Source organism: Pseudomonas sp. RIT-PI-S (genome assembly GCF_025642975.1).
Taxonomy (GTDB): domain Bacteria; phylum Pseudomonadota; class Gammaproteobacteria; order Pseudomonadales; family Pseudomonadaceae; genus Aquipseudomonas.
Genome location: NZ_JANZKJ010000014.1, coordinates 21,239 through 37,135, shown reverse-complemented (window position 1 = coordinate 37,135; position 15,897 = coordinate 21,239). Strand labels below are relative to the sequence as shown.

At 62.0% G+C, this 15,897-nt stretch carries 16 protein-coding genes; 9 read left to right on the top strand and 7 right to left on the bottom strand.

Annotated elements, in window-relative coordinates:
- Window positions 1–204 precede the first annotated feature (204 nt).
- Complete coding sequence (locus OGL93_RS17930; RefSeq protein ID WP_263264163.1) at window positions 205–1,023, top strand: GntR family transcriptional regulator; 819 nt, start codon at window positions 205–207, stop codon at window positions 1,021–1,023.
- Here OGL93_RS17930 and OGL93_RS17925 read toward each other — a convergent pair.
- On the bottom strand, window positions 1,006–1,887 hold the full coding sequence (locus OGL93_RS17925; protein WP_263264162.1) for a bestrophin family ion channel: 882 nt from the start codon (window positions 1,885–1,887) through the stop codon (window positions 1,006–1,008). The genes OGL93_RS17930 and OGL93_RS17925 overlap by 18 nt on opposite strands.
- Window positions 1,888–2,164: 277 nt before the next feature.
- Here OGL93_RS17925 and OGL93_RS17920 point away from each other — a divergent pair, with 277 nt between their 5' ends.
- On the top strand, window positions 2,165–3,058 hold the full coding sequence (locus tag OGL93_RS17920; protein WP_263264161.1) for an NAD-dependent epimerase/dehydratase family protein: 894 nt from the start codon (window positions 2,165–2,167) through the stop codon (window positions 3,056–3,058).
- A 71-nt stretch (window positions 3,059–3,129) separates the two neighbouring features.
- Here the strand turns inward: OGL93_RS17920 and OGL93_RS17915 are convergent, their stop codons facing one another.
- Complete coding sequence (locus OGL93_RS17915; RefSeq protein WP_263264160.1) at window positions 3,130–3,723, bottom strand: TetR/AcrR family transcriptional regulator; 594 nt, start codon at window positions 3,721–3,723, stop codon at window positions 3,130–3,132.
- 102 nt (window positions 3,724–3,825) lie between these two features.
- Here OGL93_RS17915 and OGL93_RS17910 point away from each other — a divergent pair, with 102 nt between their 5' ends.
- The gene (locus OGL93_RS17910; protein WP_263264159.1) at window positions 3,826–4,704 is read left to right on the top strand and encodes a DMT family transporter; all 879 of its coding nucleotides are present in this window, start codon (window positions 3,826–3,828) and stop codon (window positions 4,702–4,704) included.
- Window positions 4,705–4,830: 126 nt separating this feature from the next.
- Window positions 4,831–6,180 carry a glycerol-3-phosphate transporter gene (gene glpT / locus OGL93_RS17905; RefSeq protein ID WP_263264158.1) on the top strand — a complete coding sequence of 450 codons (1,350 nt, stop codon included), beginning with the start codon at window positions 4,831–4,833 and terminating at the stop codon, window positions 6,178–6,180.
- A 103-nt stretch (window positions 6,181–6,283) separates the two neighbouring features.
- Here the strand turns inward: glpT and OGL93_RS17900 are convergent, their stop codons facing one another.
- A complete protein-coding gene (locus OGL93_RS17900) occupies window positions 6,284–7,714 on the bottom strand; it encodes a hypothetical protein (protein ID WP_263264157.1) in 1,431 nt (476 codons plus the stop codon).
- A gap of 616 nt (window positions 7,715–8,330) precedes the next feature.
- On the opposite strand from OGL93_RS17900, the gene OGL93_RS17895 reads away from it, so the two are divergent.
- On the top strand, window positions 8,331–8,687 hold the full coding sequence (locus OGL93_RS17895; protein ID WP_263264156.1) for a YajD family HNH nuclease: 357 nt from the start codon (window positions 8,331–8,333) through the stop codon (window positions 8,685–8,687).
- A gap of 36 nt (window positions 8,688–8,723) precedes the next feature.
- Here the strand turns inward: OGL93_RS17895 and OGL93_RS17890 are convergent, their stop codons facing one another.
- Complete coding sequence (locus OGL93_RS17890; protein WP_263264154.1) at window positions 8,724–9,251, bottom strand: hypothetical protein; 528 nt, start codon at window positions 9,249–9,251, stop codon at window positions 8,724–8,726.
- Window positions 9,252–9,393: 142 nt separating this feature from the next.
- Here OGL93_RS17890 and OGL93_RS17885 point away from each other — a divergent pair, with 142 nt between their 5' ends.
- Window positions 9,394–9,705 carry a hypothetical protein gene (locus OGL93_RS17885; protein ID WP_263264153.1) on the top strand — a complete coding sequence of 104 codons (312 nt, stop codon included), beginning with the start codon at window positions 9,394–9,396 and terminating at the stop codon, window positions 9,703–9,705.
- 681 nt (window positions 9,706–10,386) lie between these two features.
- Here OGL93_RS17885 and proP read toward each other — a convergent pair.
- The 3 genes from proP to OGL93_RS17870 form a co-directional block, all read right to left on the bottom strand.
- A complete protein-coding gene (gene proP / locus OGL93_RS17880) occupies window positions 10,387–11,889 on the bottom strand; it encodes a glycine betaine/L-proline transporter ProP (RefSeq protein ID WP_263264152.1) in 1,503 nt (500 codons plus the stop codon).
- A gap of 163 nt (window positions 11,890–12,052) precedes the next feature.
- Window positions 12,053–12,667 (bottom strand): VOC family protein, encoded by a 615-nt coding sequence (locus OGL93_RS17875; RefSeq protein ID WP_263264151.1) that lies wholly within the window; start codon window positions 12,665–12,667, stop codon window positions 12,053–12,055.
- A gap of 17 nt (window positions 12,668–12,684) precedes the next feature.
- Complete coding sequence (locus OGL93_RS17870) at window positions 12,685–13,437, bottom strand: SDR family oxidoreductase (RefSeq protein WP_263264150.1); 753 nt, start codon at window positions 13,435–13,437, stop codon at window positions 12,685–12,687.
- A gap of 109 nt (window positions 13,438–13,546) precedes the next feature.
- Between OGL93_RS17870 and OGL93_RS17865 the strand changes: the two genes are divergently transcribed.
- The 3 genes from OGL93_RS17865 (at window position 13,547) to OGL93_RS17855 (ending at window position 15,895) form a co-directional block, all read left to right on the top strand.
- Complete coding sequence (locus OGL93_RS17865; RefSeq protein WP_263264149.1) at window positions 13,547–14,464, top strand: LysR family transcriptional regulator; 918 nt, start codon at window positions 13,547–13,549, stop codon at window positions 14,462–14,464.
- A gap of 132 nt (window positions 14,465–14,596) precedes the next feature.
- Window positions 14,597–14,995, top strand: coding sequence for a nuclear transport factor 2 family protein (locus OGL93_RS17860; RefSeq protein WP_263264148.1), 399 nt, complete (start codon window positions 14,597–14,599; stop codon window positions 14,993–14,995).
- A gap of 273 nt (window positions 14,996–15,268) precedes the next feature.
- Entirely contained in the window at window positions 15,269–15,895 is a 627-nt protein-coding gene (locus OGL93_RS17855; RefSeq protein WP_263264147.1) for a glutathione S-transferase, read from the top strand.
- Window positions 15,896–15,897: the final 2 nt, after the last annotated feature.

Sequence of the window (15,897 nt, the reverse complement as noted above, 5' to 3'; positions counted from 1 at the left end):
GCCTCCATGTAGACCAAAAGCTATACCACCAAATAGACCAATACAAGGCATTTGCGCCGTGGTCTAATAGCCAGGTTTGGCCGCTTGGCATAGGCTCGACACACGCAGGCATAGAGGAAAAACCCAAGCGCCCGGCCTGCTTGGGAATTTGCGCGGCCTGGCAGGCGCGCCGAAGCGGCAGAAAATAATTTGGGGATGTAGACCATGAGAAAAACCGGCTCAAGCGGCCCTGGCGTCGAATCGCTCGCACCGGCGCGCAAGCAGGTGGCCTGGCAGGCTGTCCAGGCGCTGCTGGAAATGCTCGAGCGGCCGGAGTTCGGGCCCAATGAGCGCATCCCGGCAGAAAGGGACCTGGCCGAGCATCTGGGGGTCAGCCGGATGACCCTGCGCAAGGCCCTGCAAACCCTGATCGACCGGGGCGTGCTGGAGCGCCGGGGCAACCGCGGCACCTTTGTCGCGGCGCCTGGCGTGGAGCGGCCGCTGAACACCCTGGCGCGCAAAGGCATCGCCGAAGTGGTGGAGCAGGCGGGCGCGCGGCCCGGCAGCCGGTTGCTGTACTTCGAGCAAACTCCGGCCAGTGCCGGCGTCGCGAAGCGCCTGGGGATAGGCGAGGGCGACACATTGCTGGCGATCCGCCGGCTCCGCACGGTCGACCAGAAGCCCTTTTGTGTGGAGACCAGTTATATCCCCGCCGCCCGGGTGCCGGAACTGGTGGCGGCGGACCTGATCGATGGCGCCTCGCTGTATGCGTTATTGGCCTCGCGCTATCAGATTGAAATAGACAGCGACGAGGGCGTGTTGAGCGTGGCCACCATGAGCGACCAGGAAGCGCGCCTGCTTGAAGTGGCCCCAGGCACGGCCGCGCTGGTGTATCGCGGGGTGATCTTCGATGCCCGCAAGCAGCCGGTGGAATACCTGGTGTCGATCAATCATCCCCAACGCGTGGTGTTCAAGCTGGCGGACAGCCGGGTGCAGGGCGAGAGTCCCGGTGCCAAGCGCCTAGGTTCAGGGCAACGCCCCTAGGGAATCGCGCTGCATCGATTGCAGGTTCTTCTCGATGGTTTCGCACAGGGCCTCCATCTGGATCTGGTGCTCGCTGGAGTGGAAAGGGCTTTGCAGGTCGGTGCCGATGCGCTCGATGGCCAGCAGCATGAAGCCCACGACCGTCGAGGCCAGCGGGGTGAACCAGCCGAGAGACTCCACCAGCCCCACCGGCACGATCAGGCAGAACAGCGAAATGAACAGGCGCGGGAAATACACGTAGGGGTAGGGCAGCGGCGTGTTAGCGATCCGCTCCATGCCGCCCTGGCTGTTCGAGAGCTCGACCAAGGTGGTCTCCAGCCGTGCCAGGCGGATGCTGTCCAGGCGCCCGGCGTTGTATTCCTGGGCCAGCAGGGCCGCGGAGCCGTTGAGGATGTCATTGGCGAAGTTGTTGGTGGAACCGCTGCGCGCGAACTCCTCCTGCGGGATGAACGCCCGCACTTCAGCCGGGCAAGGTTGGCCCCTGAGGTGCGCCGCCAGGCAGTTCACATAACCTACGTGGCGGCGGAGCAGGGTTGCCTTCATCGGGTTCACCTCGGTGCCGTTGTCCAGCAAGGTCAGCACCTGCCGGGCGAAGCTGCGCGAATTGTTGACCATCGCCCCCCATAGGGTTCGCGCTTCCCACCAGCGGTTATAGGCGCTGCTGTTGCGAAAGCTGATCAGCACGATCAGCGCCGAGCCCAAAAGGGTCAACGGCATCAGCGGCAGGTTGATCTTGCTGTCGAGGAACAGCATGAAGTCCACGGTGACGGCAATGTCCCAGAGCAGCAGCCAGAACAGGGCCCAGCCCACGTAGCCCATGGTTTTGATGACCAGGCGGTACTTCTTGACGATGGCAGCTTTCAAACGGGACCTCGTTGAGTGCAAGCGTTCGGACCTAACTCGGACGCTGTTACCGGGGTAAAGGTTCGCAGTGCTGCGGCCAATGATCCTGGGGCGTGAATCGTTTCAGGTGGCGTGCCGAGCCGGGCTTGGGGTGGGCGAGGGCCGGTGTGCAGCGACAGGTTTTCGTGAGGGATTATTCGTGACCTGTACGCAAAAGCCATTTGGGACCAGGCGCCTTTTTGGCAAGGAAACCAAGGTAGATACTCCCCTTCATCCTTTTCCATGCTGGAGTCAGCCCATGAATGTATTCATCACCGGCGCCGCAGGTTTTATCGGCGGGTCCATCGCAACGGGCCTCGTACAACGCGGCCATCACGTCACTGGCCTGGTGCGCACTGCCGACCAAGCCGAAGAAATCAAAGCGCTGGGCATCGTGCCGGTCATCGGCACCCTCGAAGACAGCCATCTGCTCACCACGCAAGCACGCGCCGCCGACGGCGTGATCAATGCCGCCAGCGCCGATCACCGTGGCGCCGTGGAGGCCTTGATCGAAGGGCTCAAGGGCTCGAACAAGCCGCTGCTGCATACCAGCGGTTCGAGCATCGTGGGGGATGCTTCCGGCGGCAAGGGCGGCGGCCAGGTGTTCTACGAGGGCCAGTTGCCCGAAGCCACGCCGGACAAAGCCGCGCGGGTGGCGATCGACGACCTGGTGATTGCCTCGGCCAGGCAGGGCGTGCGCTCGGCGGTCCTCTGTAACACGCTGATCTACGGCCACAGCCTGGGGGTGAACCGCGACAGCGTGCAGCTGCCGCGCCTGCTCAAGCAGGCGCGCAAGAGCGGCGTGGTTCGCCACGTTGGCCCCGGTGAAAACGTGTGGTCCAACGTGTTCATCGAAGACGTGGTCGCCCTGTATGCCCTGGCACTGGAGAAAACCCCGGCCGGCACCTTCTACTTCGTGGAAAGCGGTGAAGCCTCGTTCGCAGACATGACCCAGGCGATGGCCGAGGCCATGGGCCTGGGCAAGGCCCAGGACTGGCCGCTGAAGGACGCCGAAGCCGAGTGGGGCTACGAAATGGCCAACTATGGCCTGGGCTCGAACAGCCGGGTGCGCGGCACGAACGCCCGCGAACTGCTCGGCTGGGTGCCCCAGCGCACCTCGGTGATCGACTGGATTCGCCACGACATGCTTTGACCTGCGCCAGCCCTTGCGCGGCGAGGGCGGCGGGAACCGGGATCGGGGTTGGGAGGCTTTGCCAACCCCCTCTATGGGCGAACCCTCAGCGCCCCCATGGCGAAGCACCTGAATCGGTCAAACGCCTTGTCGTCGCCATCGACCTTCATGCGGATCAACATCCCCTCATACGCTTCGATCAAAAACGCCGCCGCGCCTTGTGCGTCGACGGCCGGGTCGACTTCGCCAACCCGCTGGGCCTCTTCGAGCACCGCTTGAATCTGGGCTTCCCAGCGTGCGAACACCGCCGACAGCCGCTGCCGGAAGCCTGGGCTTCGGGCCCGCGCGGTTTGCCCGAACACCCCATACAGGCACCCGCCCAGCGGCTCCTCGGCCAGGTGCATGCGCCGGGCTTGCTCGAAGTAATCCTCAAGCCGTTGCAGCGGGCTGGCCGCGGCATCGCGGAACAACAGCTCGCGCAAGCCGGTGTAATGCGCCTCGTAGGCCTCCAGTACCGCGGCGGCGAACGCCTCTTTGCTTTTGAAGAAGTAATAGAAGGACCCCTTCGGAACGCCGGCGGCGTCGAGGATCGCGTTTAGGCCGATGCCGTCGTACCCATTGATGATCATGGACTTCAGCCCTTCGGCGACCAGCTTGGCGCGGGTTGCGTGATTTTCTCGGCTCATAGGTAGTAGACCAGTTGACTAGCTGTTAATCCTAGGCCCGTCTTCGGCAAAAGCAACGGCCGGGCGGCCGGTCGCGCCGCCTGAGCGACGGGAGGTGTTGAGATGCACACATGGGTAAACCGCAAATACCTCGGGATCTTTTTCGCCTGCGCAAGCTACGCCATTTATTCGCTCCACTACGCCACGGTGACGTGGCTGGAGAGCGATTATCCGCTGTGGCAATTGGTGTTCATGCGCAGCGTGGTGATGGTGCTGATCACCTTGGCGCTGAGCCGACGAGGCACGGCGAAGGCTGCCCTTCGCAGCCCCCACATGTTGTCGCTGGTGTTGCGCGGCGTACTGCAATTCATCGCCATGGCGTGCTTCTTTCTCGCGGCCCGGGAGATGCCGCTGTCGGCGGTGATGACGCTTTATTGCACGGCGCCGCTGATCATCGTGGTGCTGTCGGTGTTTTTGCTGGGGGAGGTGGTGCGCGGGTATCGCTGGCTGGCGCTCATGGTCGGCGTGGCGGGCAGCGTGATCGCGGCAAACCCAGGCGGCGCGGTGAGCGCGGTGCCGGCACTGATCGCCTTCGCATCGGGGCTGTTCTGGGCACTGACGGTCGTGTTCACCCGCAAGCACGGCGCCCGCGACAGCGCCGCTGTGCAGCTGCTGGTCACCGGGGCTGTGTTCATCGTGCTCAGCGCTGCGCTGTTGACCTGGCAAATGCCTTCCACGCTACGCCATTGGGGCTTGATCGTGGCGCTGGGCGTGCAGGTTTACCTGGCCCAGTACTGCTTCTTCGAGGCGTGCCGGCTGGCGCCTGCGTCGCTGGTGGGCCCGCTGGAGTACACCAGCGTGGTGTGGTCAGGGGTCTTCGGCTATCTGCTGTTCTCGGATATCCCGACCTTGCCCATCGTCATCGGCGCCGTGCTGGTGGCGGCGAGCGGCATCGCGTTGGCAATGACCGCCTGCAACGATGCACGGGAATGCCCGGCTTGAGTGCGTGGGCCACCGTTGCCCGGCCTTCGTAAACCAACATCGCCAGCGTGCAAATTCGATATTGTTTTCTGTAATGAAAATGTAATATTCGCTTTCGCAAACCAATAATAAAGCTGGAGATACTCGATGTTCGCCTTCTTCCGCCCTGCCACCCACCGGGCGCCACTGCCCACCGACCGGATCGACAGTACCTACCGACGCCTGCGCTGGCAGATCTTCGCTGGCATTTTCTTTGGCTACGCCGGGTATTACTTGCTGCGCAAGAACTTCTCCCTGGCCATGCCTTACCTGATCGACGAAGGCTATACGCGCGGCGAGCTGGGGGTAGCCATTTCCGCCATCGCCATCGCTTACGGGTTCTCCAAGTTCCTGATGGGGCTGGTGAGCGACCGCTCCAACCCGCGTTACTTCCTGCCGTTCGGGCTGCTGCTGTCCGCGGCGGTGATGTTCGTGTTCGGTTTCGCACACTGGGCCACCTCCAGCGTGGCCATCATGTTCGTGTTGCTGTTCATCAATGGCTGGGCCCAAGGCATGGGCTGGCCGCCGAGCGGGCGGACCATGGTGCACTGGTGGTCCCAGAAGGAGCGCGGCAGCGTGGTTTCCACCTGGAACGTCGCGCATAACGTGGGTGGCGGCTTGATCGGCCCGCTGTTCCTGCTCGGTTTGGGCTGGACCAACGACTGGCACGCCGCGTTCTACGTGCCCGCCGCCGTGGCGGTGCTGGTGGCGGTGTTCGCCTTCGCGGCCATGCGCGACACCCCCCAATCCGTAGGGTTGCCGCCGGTGGAGGAGTACAAGAACGACTACCCGGAAGGCTACGACGCGAGCCACGAGCAAGAAATCAGCACCCGGCAGATCTTTGTGGACTACGTGCTGCGCAACAAGCTGCTGTGGTACATCGCCCTGGCCAACGTGTTCGTTTACCTGCTGCGCTATGGGGTGCTGGACTGGGCACCGACCTACCTCAAGGAAGCCAAGCACTTCACCGTCGACACCACCTCGTGGGCTTACTTCTTCTACGAATGGGCGGGCATTCCCGGCACGCTGCTGTGCGGCTGGATGTCGGACAAGATCTTCCGCGGCAACCGCGGCCTTACCGGTATCGTGTTCATGGCGCTGGTGACTGTCGCCACCCTGGTGTATTGGCTCAACCCGCCAGGCCACCCGACCATCGACATGGCCGCGCTGTTCGCCATTGGCTTCCTGATCTACGGCCCGGTGATGCTGGTGGGCTTGCAGGCACTGGAACTGGCGCCGAAGAAAGCCGCCGGCACCGCCGCCGGGTTCACCGGCCTGTTCGGTTACCTGGGAGGTTCGGTCGCTGCCAGCGCGGCGATGGGCGTCATCGTCGACCACTTCGGCTGGGACGGCGGGTTCATGCTGCTGGTGGCCTCCTGCGTGCTGGCCATCGTGTTCCTGCTGCCAACGCTGAAACACACCCGGGTTGCAGGCCATAGCCGCGAAGCGGTGGCCTGACCGCGCGCCATGCTGAACCTGCCGGCGCGCAGGCGCTAACTCGCGCGAGGGGGGCATCGATGGCCCCCTTCGATCGCGTCAGGGCCGGCAGCGCCCTGCGGCTTCAGCCTCCCAGCCCCAGGGTCGCTTTTACCCGAAGCCTTAACCCCTGCTTGGGATCGCTGACCTCGATCGTATAGGTGTCTGCGCCATCCTCGACACGCTCCAGCTGCAAGTCGCTTTTTTCGAGCGCGGGGTCCGACAGGTCGATTGCACTCGCCCCCACCCTTTTGAAATCAGACAGCCGCCTTTTTTCCAAGCGGATTTCATGGTCCCCTCCACTGTGGTGGTCCGTGTACAGGTACACGTGGGCGCCTTGGCACAGCGCCCGGGTTGTAACGTTTGCATCGGGATAGTAATTCGCCACGCCGATCTGGAAGGCGCCGGTAGTTTTGTCGTGGATGATCGCCGGGGGGAGATTGCGATCGCCCCAGCTCACGTTCCCGGGGCAGTTCGCCAAGCGGCCGGGCAGTGGGGCTGCAGCGGGCACCTGGAGCCGGCCAAGGATTTCGCCCCTCGCTTTGCTTGCACTTGCCGATGGGTCCTGGCGAGGCGTGCCTGTGGTAGGCAAGCCAAGGGCTTGGAGCACCATTAGCCTGGGTTGCTGCGTGCCTGTGGGGCGCGATGAAAACTCGGGGCAGGGCGCTTTCCGGCCCTGGCTCAGCCGCCATTGCTGTTCCACAATCTGCCGGCCCCCCGCGGCCAGTACGCGCAAGTGAGCGGACTGGCCGTCAGCGGTAAACGCGATTGTCGCCAAAGGCGCCCCGGTTGCAGGTATCGAGGCCAGCATATTCTCTTCGGCGCTGCGGATATAAAAATAGTCCCGCCCTTTATAACGTAATACCGGAACCCCCCAGTCGAGGAGATCGAACAAGCCCGAGGCGGCGTAGCCTGGCCGAGAGGTGGGCAAAAGCACCTGCGTGACCTCGACAGGGCCCGCTACTGAGGTCAGTGGCTGGACCACCTGCGCAAGTTCGGCCCGGCATACCTGGCCGTTTTTGACCGCAACCTTGGCCAGGCGCGTTTGCTCGGCACTGTTCGCGCCTTGGTGTTGATGCAGGGATACCGCGGCGGCGACAGTGCCGATCAGCCCGCACAGCACCAACCCGGCCAGCCCCAGCAGGCCGCCAGCTTCGGGAGGCGACAGCCGGCTGTCGCTGCTTCGCGCGGTACCTGCCGCCGCCAGCATCAAGCTCAGGGCCATGAACCACAGGAAGTAGCCCCAGCCATAACCGTATACATCGCTATCGCCGCCCAGCCCGGTGCCAAAGGTCAGCGCGTTGAGCGAAAGGACTAACGCCAGCACTGCGGACAAAACTCCGCCGCCACTGGTTTGCTTGCGCAGCAGGCTCAAAAAGAACAGGGGGTTTGCGTACCAGGCAAACTGCAATATCAGCGGCCCGAGCCAGCCCTTTGCCAACAACTGCGCGCCGTAAGTTACGTGTGAGTCGGCGTCGATGAACACTGGCAGCGTCAACGAGATGAACCAGAGCACGACGGCCATCCCGGCCAGGACGTCCGCAAGCTTGAACACCCCCGCTTGCGATGATGGCGAAGGTGCCGTGGGCGCGGATGCTTGCCCTTCGTGGCCCCTCTGCAAACCGCCGGGATCAGGGTGAACACTTGTTTTTGGGCTTCTGTTTGTACGCGTAGGCATCCGTTGCCGGAGAGTGCTGGCAATGAAAGGGATTGACGCGCCGAGGTAGAACGACAACACCGGCCACAGGCCGTATGCGGGGCGGTGCCGGAGATAACCCATGTACAAGGCCACAAACGCGGCCCCGGTGAATAACCAGTAGGCGTAAGTGGCAAAGTCTTCGGCGATAGGCGACTTACAGCGCGCCATCAGCCGTTTGACCCGCGTGAGTACTACCATCAATACGAAACCGATCCCCACCCCCGCGATGGCACGCGAAGGCAGCGATAACAACTCAAGCGAAGCGACGTCCATGCATAGGCCTTGGCAATATGTCCATTGAAAACCAGCCTGCGCACAGGCCCTGAGCAGGTATATCGGCAAGGCGGAACGAAACTTTCGTAGCGGCTGCACGCTGTAGCACAACCCCCGCCCAGGGCTATAAACTGCTGGCTTTACACACCTCAGGTGCAGCATGGCCACCGACACTTCCAAGCTCGATCGAATCCTCGCCGAAACCCAGCGCGAGCGCGAACGCGGCTATCGCGATAAAGCCCTCAAGATGTACCCCCACGTATGTGGCCGTTGCGCACGGGAGTTCTCAGGCAAGCGCCTGAGCGAACTTACCGTTCACCACCGCGACCACAACCACGACAACAACCCCCAGGACGGCTCCAACTGGGAGTTGTTGTGCCTGTATTGCCACGACAACGAGCATTCTCGCTACACCGACCAGCAATACTTCAGTGAAGGTTCGCTGAGCACGCCGTCGGTAGCCAAGGCCACGCATAACCCTTTCGCGGCGCTGGCGGGGCTGATGAAAAAAGAGTGAGGTATCAGGCTGCTTGAAGTGCCTAGGCGGGGCTGGCTAGTTAAGCCCGCATTCCTTGGTGATCGGTTCTACGACAAGCGTGTTGGGTGGGGTGCCGGTGCTCATGTCTATCACTTCCAGGGAGCAACCCCAATCAGGCGCTGACTGCTTGATTCGATAGACGCCCCCGGTGCGTGGAACAAAGCTGCTGATGTTCAAACAGCTCTTGGAAATTAAGGGCTGGTCATTGTTCTCGCGGATTTTTATACCTGTGCTGAGGGCGTGCACATACACACGCCTGTCCGGTTTGATAAAGAACCGATTCTTTTCGGAGTTGGTCGCCGAAATAGCGCCTAGAACGCCGGTTTCTTCGGTGTCCACGCAATGGCTGTCATAAAAGGCCCAATACCCTTGGCCGCCTCCGTTCATAAGGTTATTGGTGCCCCACTGAGCATTCAGGGTGGCATGCGGTGCGTCTGCCGCGGGCTGCTGATAGTGGCCGACGCAGCCGGCCAGTAATACCAGGCAAGGGGCTAGGATGGATTTGATCAATGTCACTCCGAAAACAGGCTGGAAAAAGCGCATCGGTGTATCGGCCGGTAGGGGCTGAACAATAGGGTTCAACCCCGGTTTGGATCGAGGTGAAGGGTTCGGATGATCAAGGCCTCAAGCGGAGCGAGCATGGGCCGATACCGTAGGCGGATTATCAACTTAACGGACTACCCTCATGATCCCCCGCACCCTTCGCCCCCTGTGCATGGCAATGGCCTGCATGGCCCAGGCCTCGTGCCTGTTCTGGCACCCTATTCCGCCTGGCGCCTACAGTGACGGCTATGCTGCGGGATGCGAGGCCAGCAAACAGAAACGCGGATACGTGGCGCGCGATGAAGACCCTCGCAGCCACCTGCAAGAGCGCTACAGCGAAGGCTGGACCCACGGTTACGCAAGCTGTGAAGTTGACAATGACTTCGAAGAACAAAGCCGAGCAGTACAAAAAACCTGCTCCAAGCACGACAAGAAGCGCGGGCGGTGCAAGTAGGTGGTCGTCTGGGCAGATGACCTTGCCGCCTAAACGCTGCTTCAGCCCTTCTGGGGCATGCGTAAACCTGGGTTATTGACTGAAGGCGAAGGTGGCGGCTGCCCCGGGCCCTCTGGGCGCCGAATGAGCTGCAGCAAGTGGGCAGGGTTCGTCGGGCTTACGTCGATGACGTCGATTCATCCCAGCCGAGCCGGAATCCCTTTCGATACAAATACAGCCCATGCACGCAAGCCACCACGGCTGCGATCGCCGGGGGCCATATAAATGAAAAAGACCTGCGCCCATAACATTCCAAAGGCCTGCGCCGGCAAATGAGCCACTGCCCCAGCCAACAGCCAAGCCCAGGTTCGTCTCCGCCGGATTTGCATCGCAAGAACAACCGCCACCTGGAGGGCAACGCCCAATAGCCGGTAACCGCCAGCACTATCAAATACCCGCCAACAACATCGAGGTTCAGCGGATGCGCCTGAATCCACCGCACCGGCAACGCATGAAGCAACAGCGCCAGAGACCGGCCGTGAGGAGCGTATAGGGGATGCCTACCACAATCATGCCGGTGATAACCAAGGCGCTGTGCAAGCGGGGCCGATAACTCAGGGGGTGGCTCCAGTTTGAGGGAGGCTGGATATCACTATCGGCCCTAGGCCCTGAACAGTCGCAGGGGCCCTCGCGGTGATCCGTTCAATCTATACGCGGATGCTGCTGTGCCAGTTCTTCCCGTTTGGTTTGCAATTCGGCGATCTTGGCGTCGATGTCCTCGATTTTTTGTTCGATCGTGTCATGGTGTTCTTGCAGCAGTTCCTTGGCTTCATCCAGGTCTGAAGCGGTGGGTGTGGCACCGCGCAGTGGCTTGTTCGCGGTTTCCTTCATCGTGAGCCCGGTAGCCAGGCCGATGATCGCCACTACCATCAGGTAGTACGCCGGCATGTAAAGGCTTTGGGTGGTTTCCACCAGCCATGCCGCAAGGGTTGGGGTGAGGCCGGCGATCAGCACCGAGATGTTGAAGGCGCTGGCCAGGGCGCTGTAACGGATATGGGTGGGGAACATCGCCGGCAAGGTGGACGCCATCACGCCGATAAAGAAGTTGAGCAACACTGCCAGGATCAGCAAGCCCGAAAAGATCAGGCCGATCTTGCCGCTGGTGATCAACATGAAGGCGGGGATGGCCAGGCAGAACAACCCGATGCTGCCGCAGATGATGAAAGGCCGCCGCCCGAAGGTGTCGCTCAGGCGCCCGAACACCGGCTGCACGAACAGCATGCCGACCATGATCGCGATAATGATCAGCACGCCGCGGTTTTCGCTGTAGTGCAGGTTGTGCGAGAGGTAGCTCGGCATGTAGGTGAGCAGCATGTAGTAGGTGACATTGGTCGCGACCACCACGCCTACGCAAGTCACCAGGCTGCGCCAGTGCTGGGTGGCAACTTCTTTGAACGATACCTTGGGGCCGTTCGCCAGGCCTTCGCGGTCCGCTTGCTCGAGCTTCTCCACGTGCTGTTGGAAGGCGGGCGTTTCCTCCAGCGAATTGCGCAAATACAGCCCAAGCAGGCCCAGCGGCAGCGCGAGGAAGAACGGCAGCCGCCAGCCCCATTCTTCGAAGCGGGTTTCGCCCACCACCGCCGAGATCGCAACCACCACGCCAGCCCCTACGACGAAACCTGCGATGGAGCCGAAGTCCAGCCAGCTCCCTAAAAAGCCGCGCTTACGGTCAGGAGCATACTCGGCCACGTAGATCGAAGCGCCGGTGTATTCCCCGCCCACGGAAAAGCCCTGGGCCATCTTGGCTAGCAACAACAGCACGGGCGCCCAGATACCGATGGCCGCGTAGGAGGGGATCAACCCAATGGCGAAGGTACTGAGCGACATGATCACGATGGTCGCCGCCAACACCTTCTGCCGCCCATAACGGTCGCCCATGGCGCCGAAGAACAAGCCACCCAACGGGCGGATAAGGAAGGGCACGGAGAAGGTCGCCAAGGCTGCGACGATCTGTACGCTCGGGTCGGCGCTGGGAAAGAACACTTTGCCCAGCACATAAGCGACGAACCCATACACGCCGAAGTCGAACCACTCCATGGCGTTGCCCAGCGCGGCGGCCGTGATCGCCTTGCGCATCTTCACGTCGTCGACAATGGTGATGTCCTGCAGCCCGATGGGTTTGATGCGCTGTTTACGTCGTTTCATGCAAGTTACCCAGTGCCTGGCCAAAGTTCGTATAAACCTGCCCTCAACTGAAGGGCAATGCGCATTCGCGCGGCCTGGATAGTGGCCGTTCGCTCATTTGCATCAGAGACACTGGGGTGCCAAATAATTCACTGCTCGCCTTGCGGCCCCGTCTGGGCAGCGCTCAGGCGGCTGGACCACGCTCATGGGTCGGCACTGAAACCAACTCGATTTGTGCGCCCCATGGCGTTTGAAAATAGAACCACCGAATACCGTCAGGGTTGGTGATCGGCTCATTGAGGATGGTGACCTTCCGGCTTTTGAGCAGGGTAAGGCTGCTATCGATGTCGTCGGTCTTCAATGCGACGTGAGTTGCACCGGCGTCGTCGCCATGGGGGTGTACGCGATCTATTTCGGCGCCGCGGTACTGGAACAGCTCAACTTTGGCACCGCCTGCCAGTTGCAACATCACAAACCGTTCGAGCTCGCTGGAAGCATGCCAGCGAAATTGCGCTTTCCATTGCTCCGGCAGGTTACCGGGCCTTGTATCCGAGATAACCCGCGCGCCCATGAGCTCGGAGAAAAACCGCGTAGCGGCGTCTATGTCCGGAACATTCATGCCCACGTGATCGATGACCGAGACGTGAAGCGACGGCTGGGTTGAATTCATCGCGGGTTCGCTCTTGTACGTGGTATCCGCGGCCTGGGCCGCGGCGCTGAGGGCCACACTGACGGCAAACAGCGCCAACGTTGAACGTTGCATCGAATATCCTCCGTAGATAGACAGGGCGGTGTTCATACCGCCCTTCAGGCAGATCAGACCTGGGCTTGGCCGCCGTCCACGAACAGTTCGATGCCGTTGACGAAGCTGGCGTCGTCCGAGGCCAGGAACAGCGCCGCGCTGGCAATTTCTTCCGCTTCACCAACCCGGCCCATGGGGATCAGCGATGCCAGGTAGTCCAGCAAGCCTTGCTGCTGCGCCGCATCCGGGCCGGCAAGGTCAACCAGGCCGGGGGTCCGGGTAGCGCCGGGGCTGATGGTATTGACCCGCACGTGGCGGTCTTTCAGGTCCAGGATCCAGTTGCGGGCGAACGAGCGCACGGCAGCCTTGGAGGCGGCATACACGCTGAAGGCTGCGGTTCCTGAGCTCCCGGCGGTGGAGCCGGTGAGGATCACCGAGGCATTCTTGGCCAGCAAGGGCAGGGCCTTTTGCACGGTGAAGAGCACGCCTTTGACATTGCGATCGAAGGTGTCGTCGTAGTGCTGCTCGGTGATTTCCCCCAAGGGCAGCATGGAGCCTCCGCCGGCGTTGGCGAAGAGCACATCGATGTGGCCGTGGGCGGCGCCGATCTGGCTATAGAGGGTGTCCAGCTGTTCGAGGCGGGTGGAGTCGACCTGCACGCCAGTGGCGTTGCCAACCGTTGCGACGGCGGCGTCCAGCTCGGCCTGCCGCCGGCCGGTGATGTACACGTGAGCACCTTCTTCGGCGAAGCGTTTGGCGGTGGCCAGGCCGATACCCGTAGTGCCGCCGGTGACCAGTGCGATTTTGCCTTCGAGTTTGCGAGCCATGATGTTTCTCCTGTTAGCCGTTCAAGTAAGTTGCGGTGTGGGAGAAGCATATCGACGGCATTGGTATTTCAAAATAGAATTGCCTGCAACCCATCGTTGCAGAAATGAAATGAGCAGACTTCCAGATTTTGAAGGCCTAGCCATGTTCGCCAAGGTCGCCGAGGAGGGGTCTTTCGCCGCCGCGGCTCGAGTGATGAGTGTTTCGGTACCCACGGTGTCACGGGCCGTCGCTCGGCTTGAAGAGCGGCTGGGCGGGCGCTTGTTCAACCGTACCTCCAGGCAACTGGCGCTTACCGAGTTCGGCGCGAGCCTCGCGGCCAAGGCCGCAGACATTTACCGGCAAGCGGAAGAGGTCGAGGGCCAAGCCCAGGAGCTCTCCATACAACCCCGAGGCCAGGTAAGGCTGGCGATCCCGATGTCGTTCGGTTTGCGCTGGGTCGCTCCATTGATGCCCCAACTCATGCGGCGGTACCCGGAGCTATCGGTGGACCTGCACCTGTCCGATGCGGCTGTCGACCTCATTGCCGAAGGCTTCGACGCGGCCCTGCGCATCGCTGTGCTGCCAGACTCCTCACTGGTCGCGCGCCGGCTTTGCGCGGTCACTCAGTATCTGGTCGCGTCGCCTGCCTACCTGAAAGCGCATGGCTACCCGGCCCATCCCCGCGACTTGGTCGGCAGGCCTTGCCTCAGTTACGCCTACCGCGCGCGCAGCCAGGTATGGCGGTTCACCCATGAAAGCGGTGTGGAGGAAGACGTAGTGCCGAGCGGTCCCTTGCGCGTGACCAACTCGGACGCCTTGGTGCCGGCTCTTCTCGAAGGGCTGGCGATCGCCGAACTTCCCGAATTTATCGCCAGCGAATACCTGGCTGATGGCCGCCTGGTGGTGTTGCTGCCCGAATGGAGCATGGCGCGTGGTGGGCTGTATTTCGTGACCCCCTCGGCCCGCACCCGCCCCGTGAAGATAAAGGCACTGTCGGATTTCTTCGCTGAGCACTTGGCCAACCCGACTTGGCGTTGGCCGAAATAGCCCGGCAGCGGGGGCGGCAAGGCTTACAGAAATGAAACGATGGCTTTCGTTAATTACGGTTTTCGCAGGTTAGGTTCTCCCTTAACGTGAGTGAGCAAACAGCGCTCATTCATGCCTTTGGAGAAAACCCTGATGAAAAACGCCGTCGAACTGTTCCAGCAGTACCTGGAGTCCATCCAATCGCCACGCGTTGCGGCCGCCCTTTTTGCCGAGGACGGCGCCTTGGAACTGCCTTATCTCGAATCCCTGGGTATCACTCATCGCGTTCAAGGCAACGACCAAATCGAAGCCTTTATCGGGGCCTTGCTAGCCAAGGTGCCGGGCTTCAAATTCCGCAATGTGCGATTCCTCATTGAAACCCCAGACCAGGCGTTTGCCGAATACAGCGTGGAAGCGGTCGTTGCTGCCACCGGCCGGGTGTACCGGCAGCTGTATGCCGGTCGCCTTGTGGCGAAGGACGGCAAGATCCAGTTGCTGCGTGAGTCTCTGGACACCGTCGCGGCCGCGCAGGCCTTCGCGCCAGCCGCCTAATGATGCGCTGCTGGGAGGTGGGGTGAGGCGATTCAGAGTGCCGTGGGGCGGCGAATGCACGGCCGGGGCACATGCAAAGCGCGAATGCATGGTCGCCCTCAAGTAGAAAGCTCCGCTTTGCGTTTCAGTGGTCCCGGTTATGGGGGGCACCGCTGCCAACCGCCAACAGGCGTTTCACGCCGAGGCATGAAGGCTGAGAAAATCCACGGCACCCCAACGCTGCAGTGCAGTCTTTTTCTAGACACTTCCCCTCGCGCCCGTTCGGAGCCCACCATGATCATTGTTCACCACCTCAACAACTCGCGCTCGCAGCGCATCCTCTGGCTGCTCGAAGAGCTAGGGTTGAACTACGAGATCAAGCGCTACCAGCGCGACCCGCAAACCAATCTTGCGCCACCCGAGCTCAAGGCGATCAACCCGCTGGGCAAATCCCCGGTGATCGAAGACGGCCCCCACGTGCTGATCGAGTCTGGCGCCATCGTCGACTACCTCATCCGCCGCCACGGCGACGGCCGCTTGCAGCCAGACCCCACCAGCGCCACCTACGACGAATACGTGCAATGGCTGCACTTCGCCGAAGGCTCGGCCATGCTGCCGCTGATGCTCAACCTCTACATCGGTCGCTTGAGCGGTGCCGGCGCGCCGCTTCAGCCCCGCATCGACTCGGAGCTGGCCAACTACCTCGGTTACCTGAACACCGCCCTCGGGCTCACGCCATTTTTGGTGGGCGAGGAATTGACCGGTGCGGATATCCAGATGAGCTTTATCGGCGAATTCGCCAAGGCACAGGGCAAGTTGCAGCCGTATCCGAACGTGGCGGCATGGGTGCAGCGGCTCCAGGCACGGCCGGCGTATCGCAAAGCGGTGGAGCGGGGTGGGGAGTATGCGTTCGCGAAGTGACA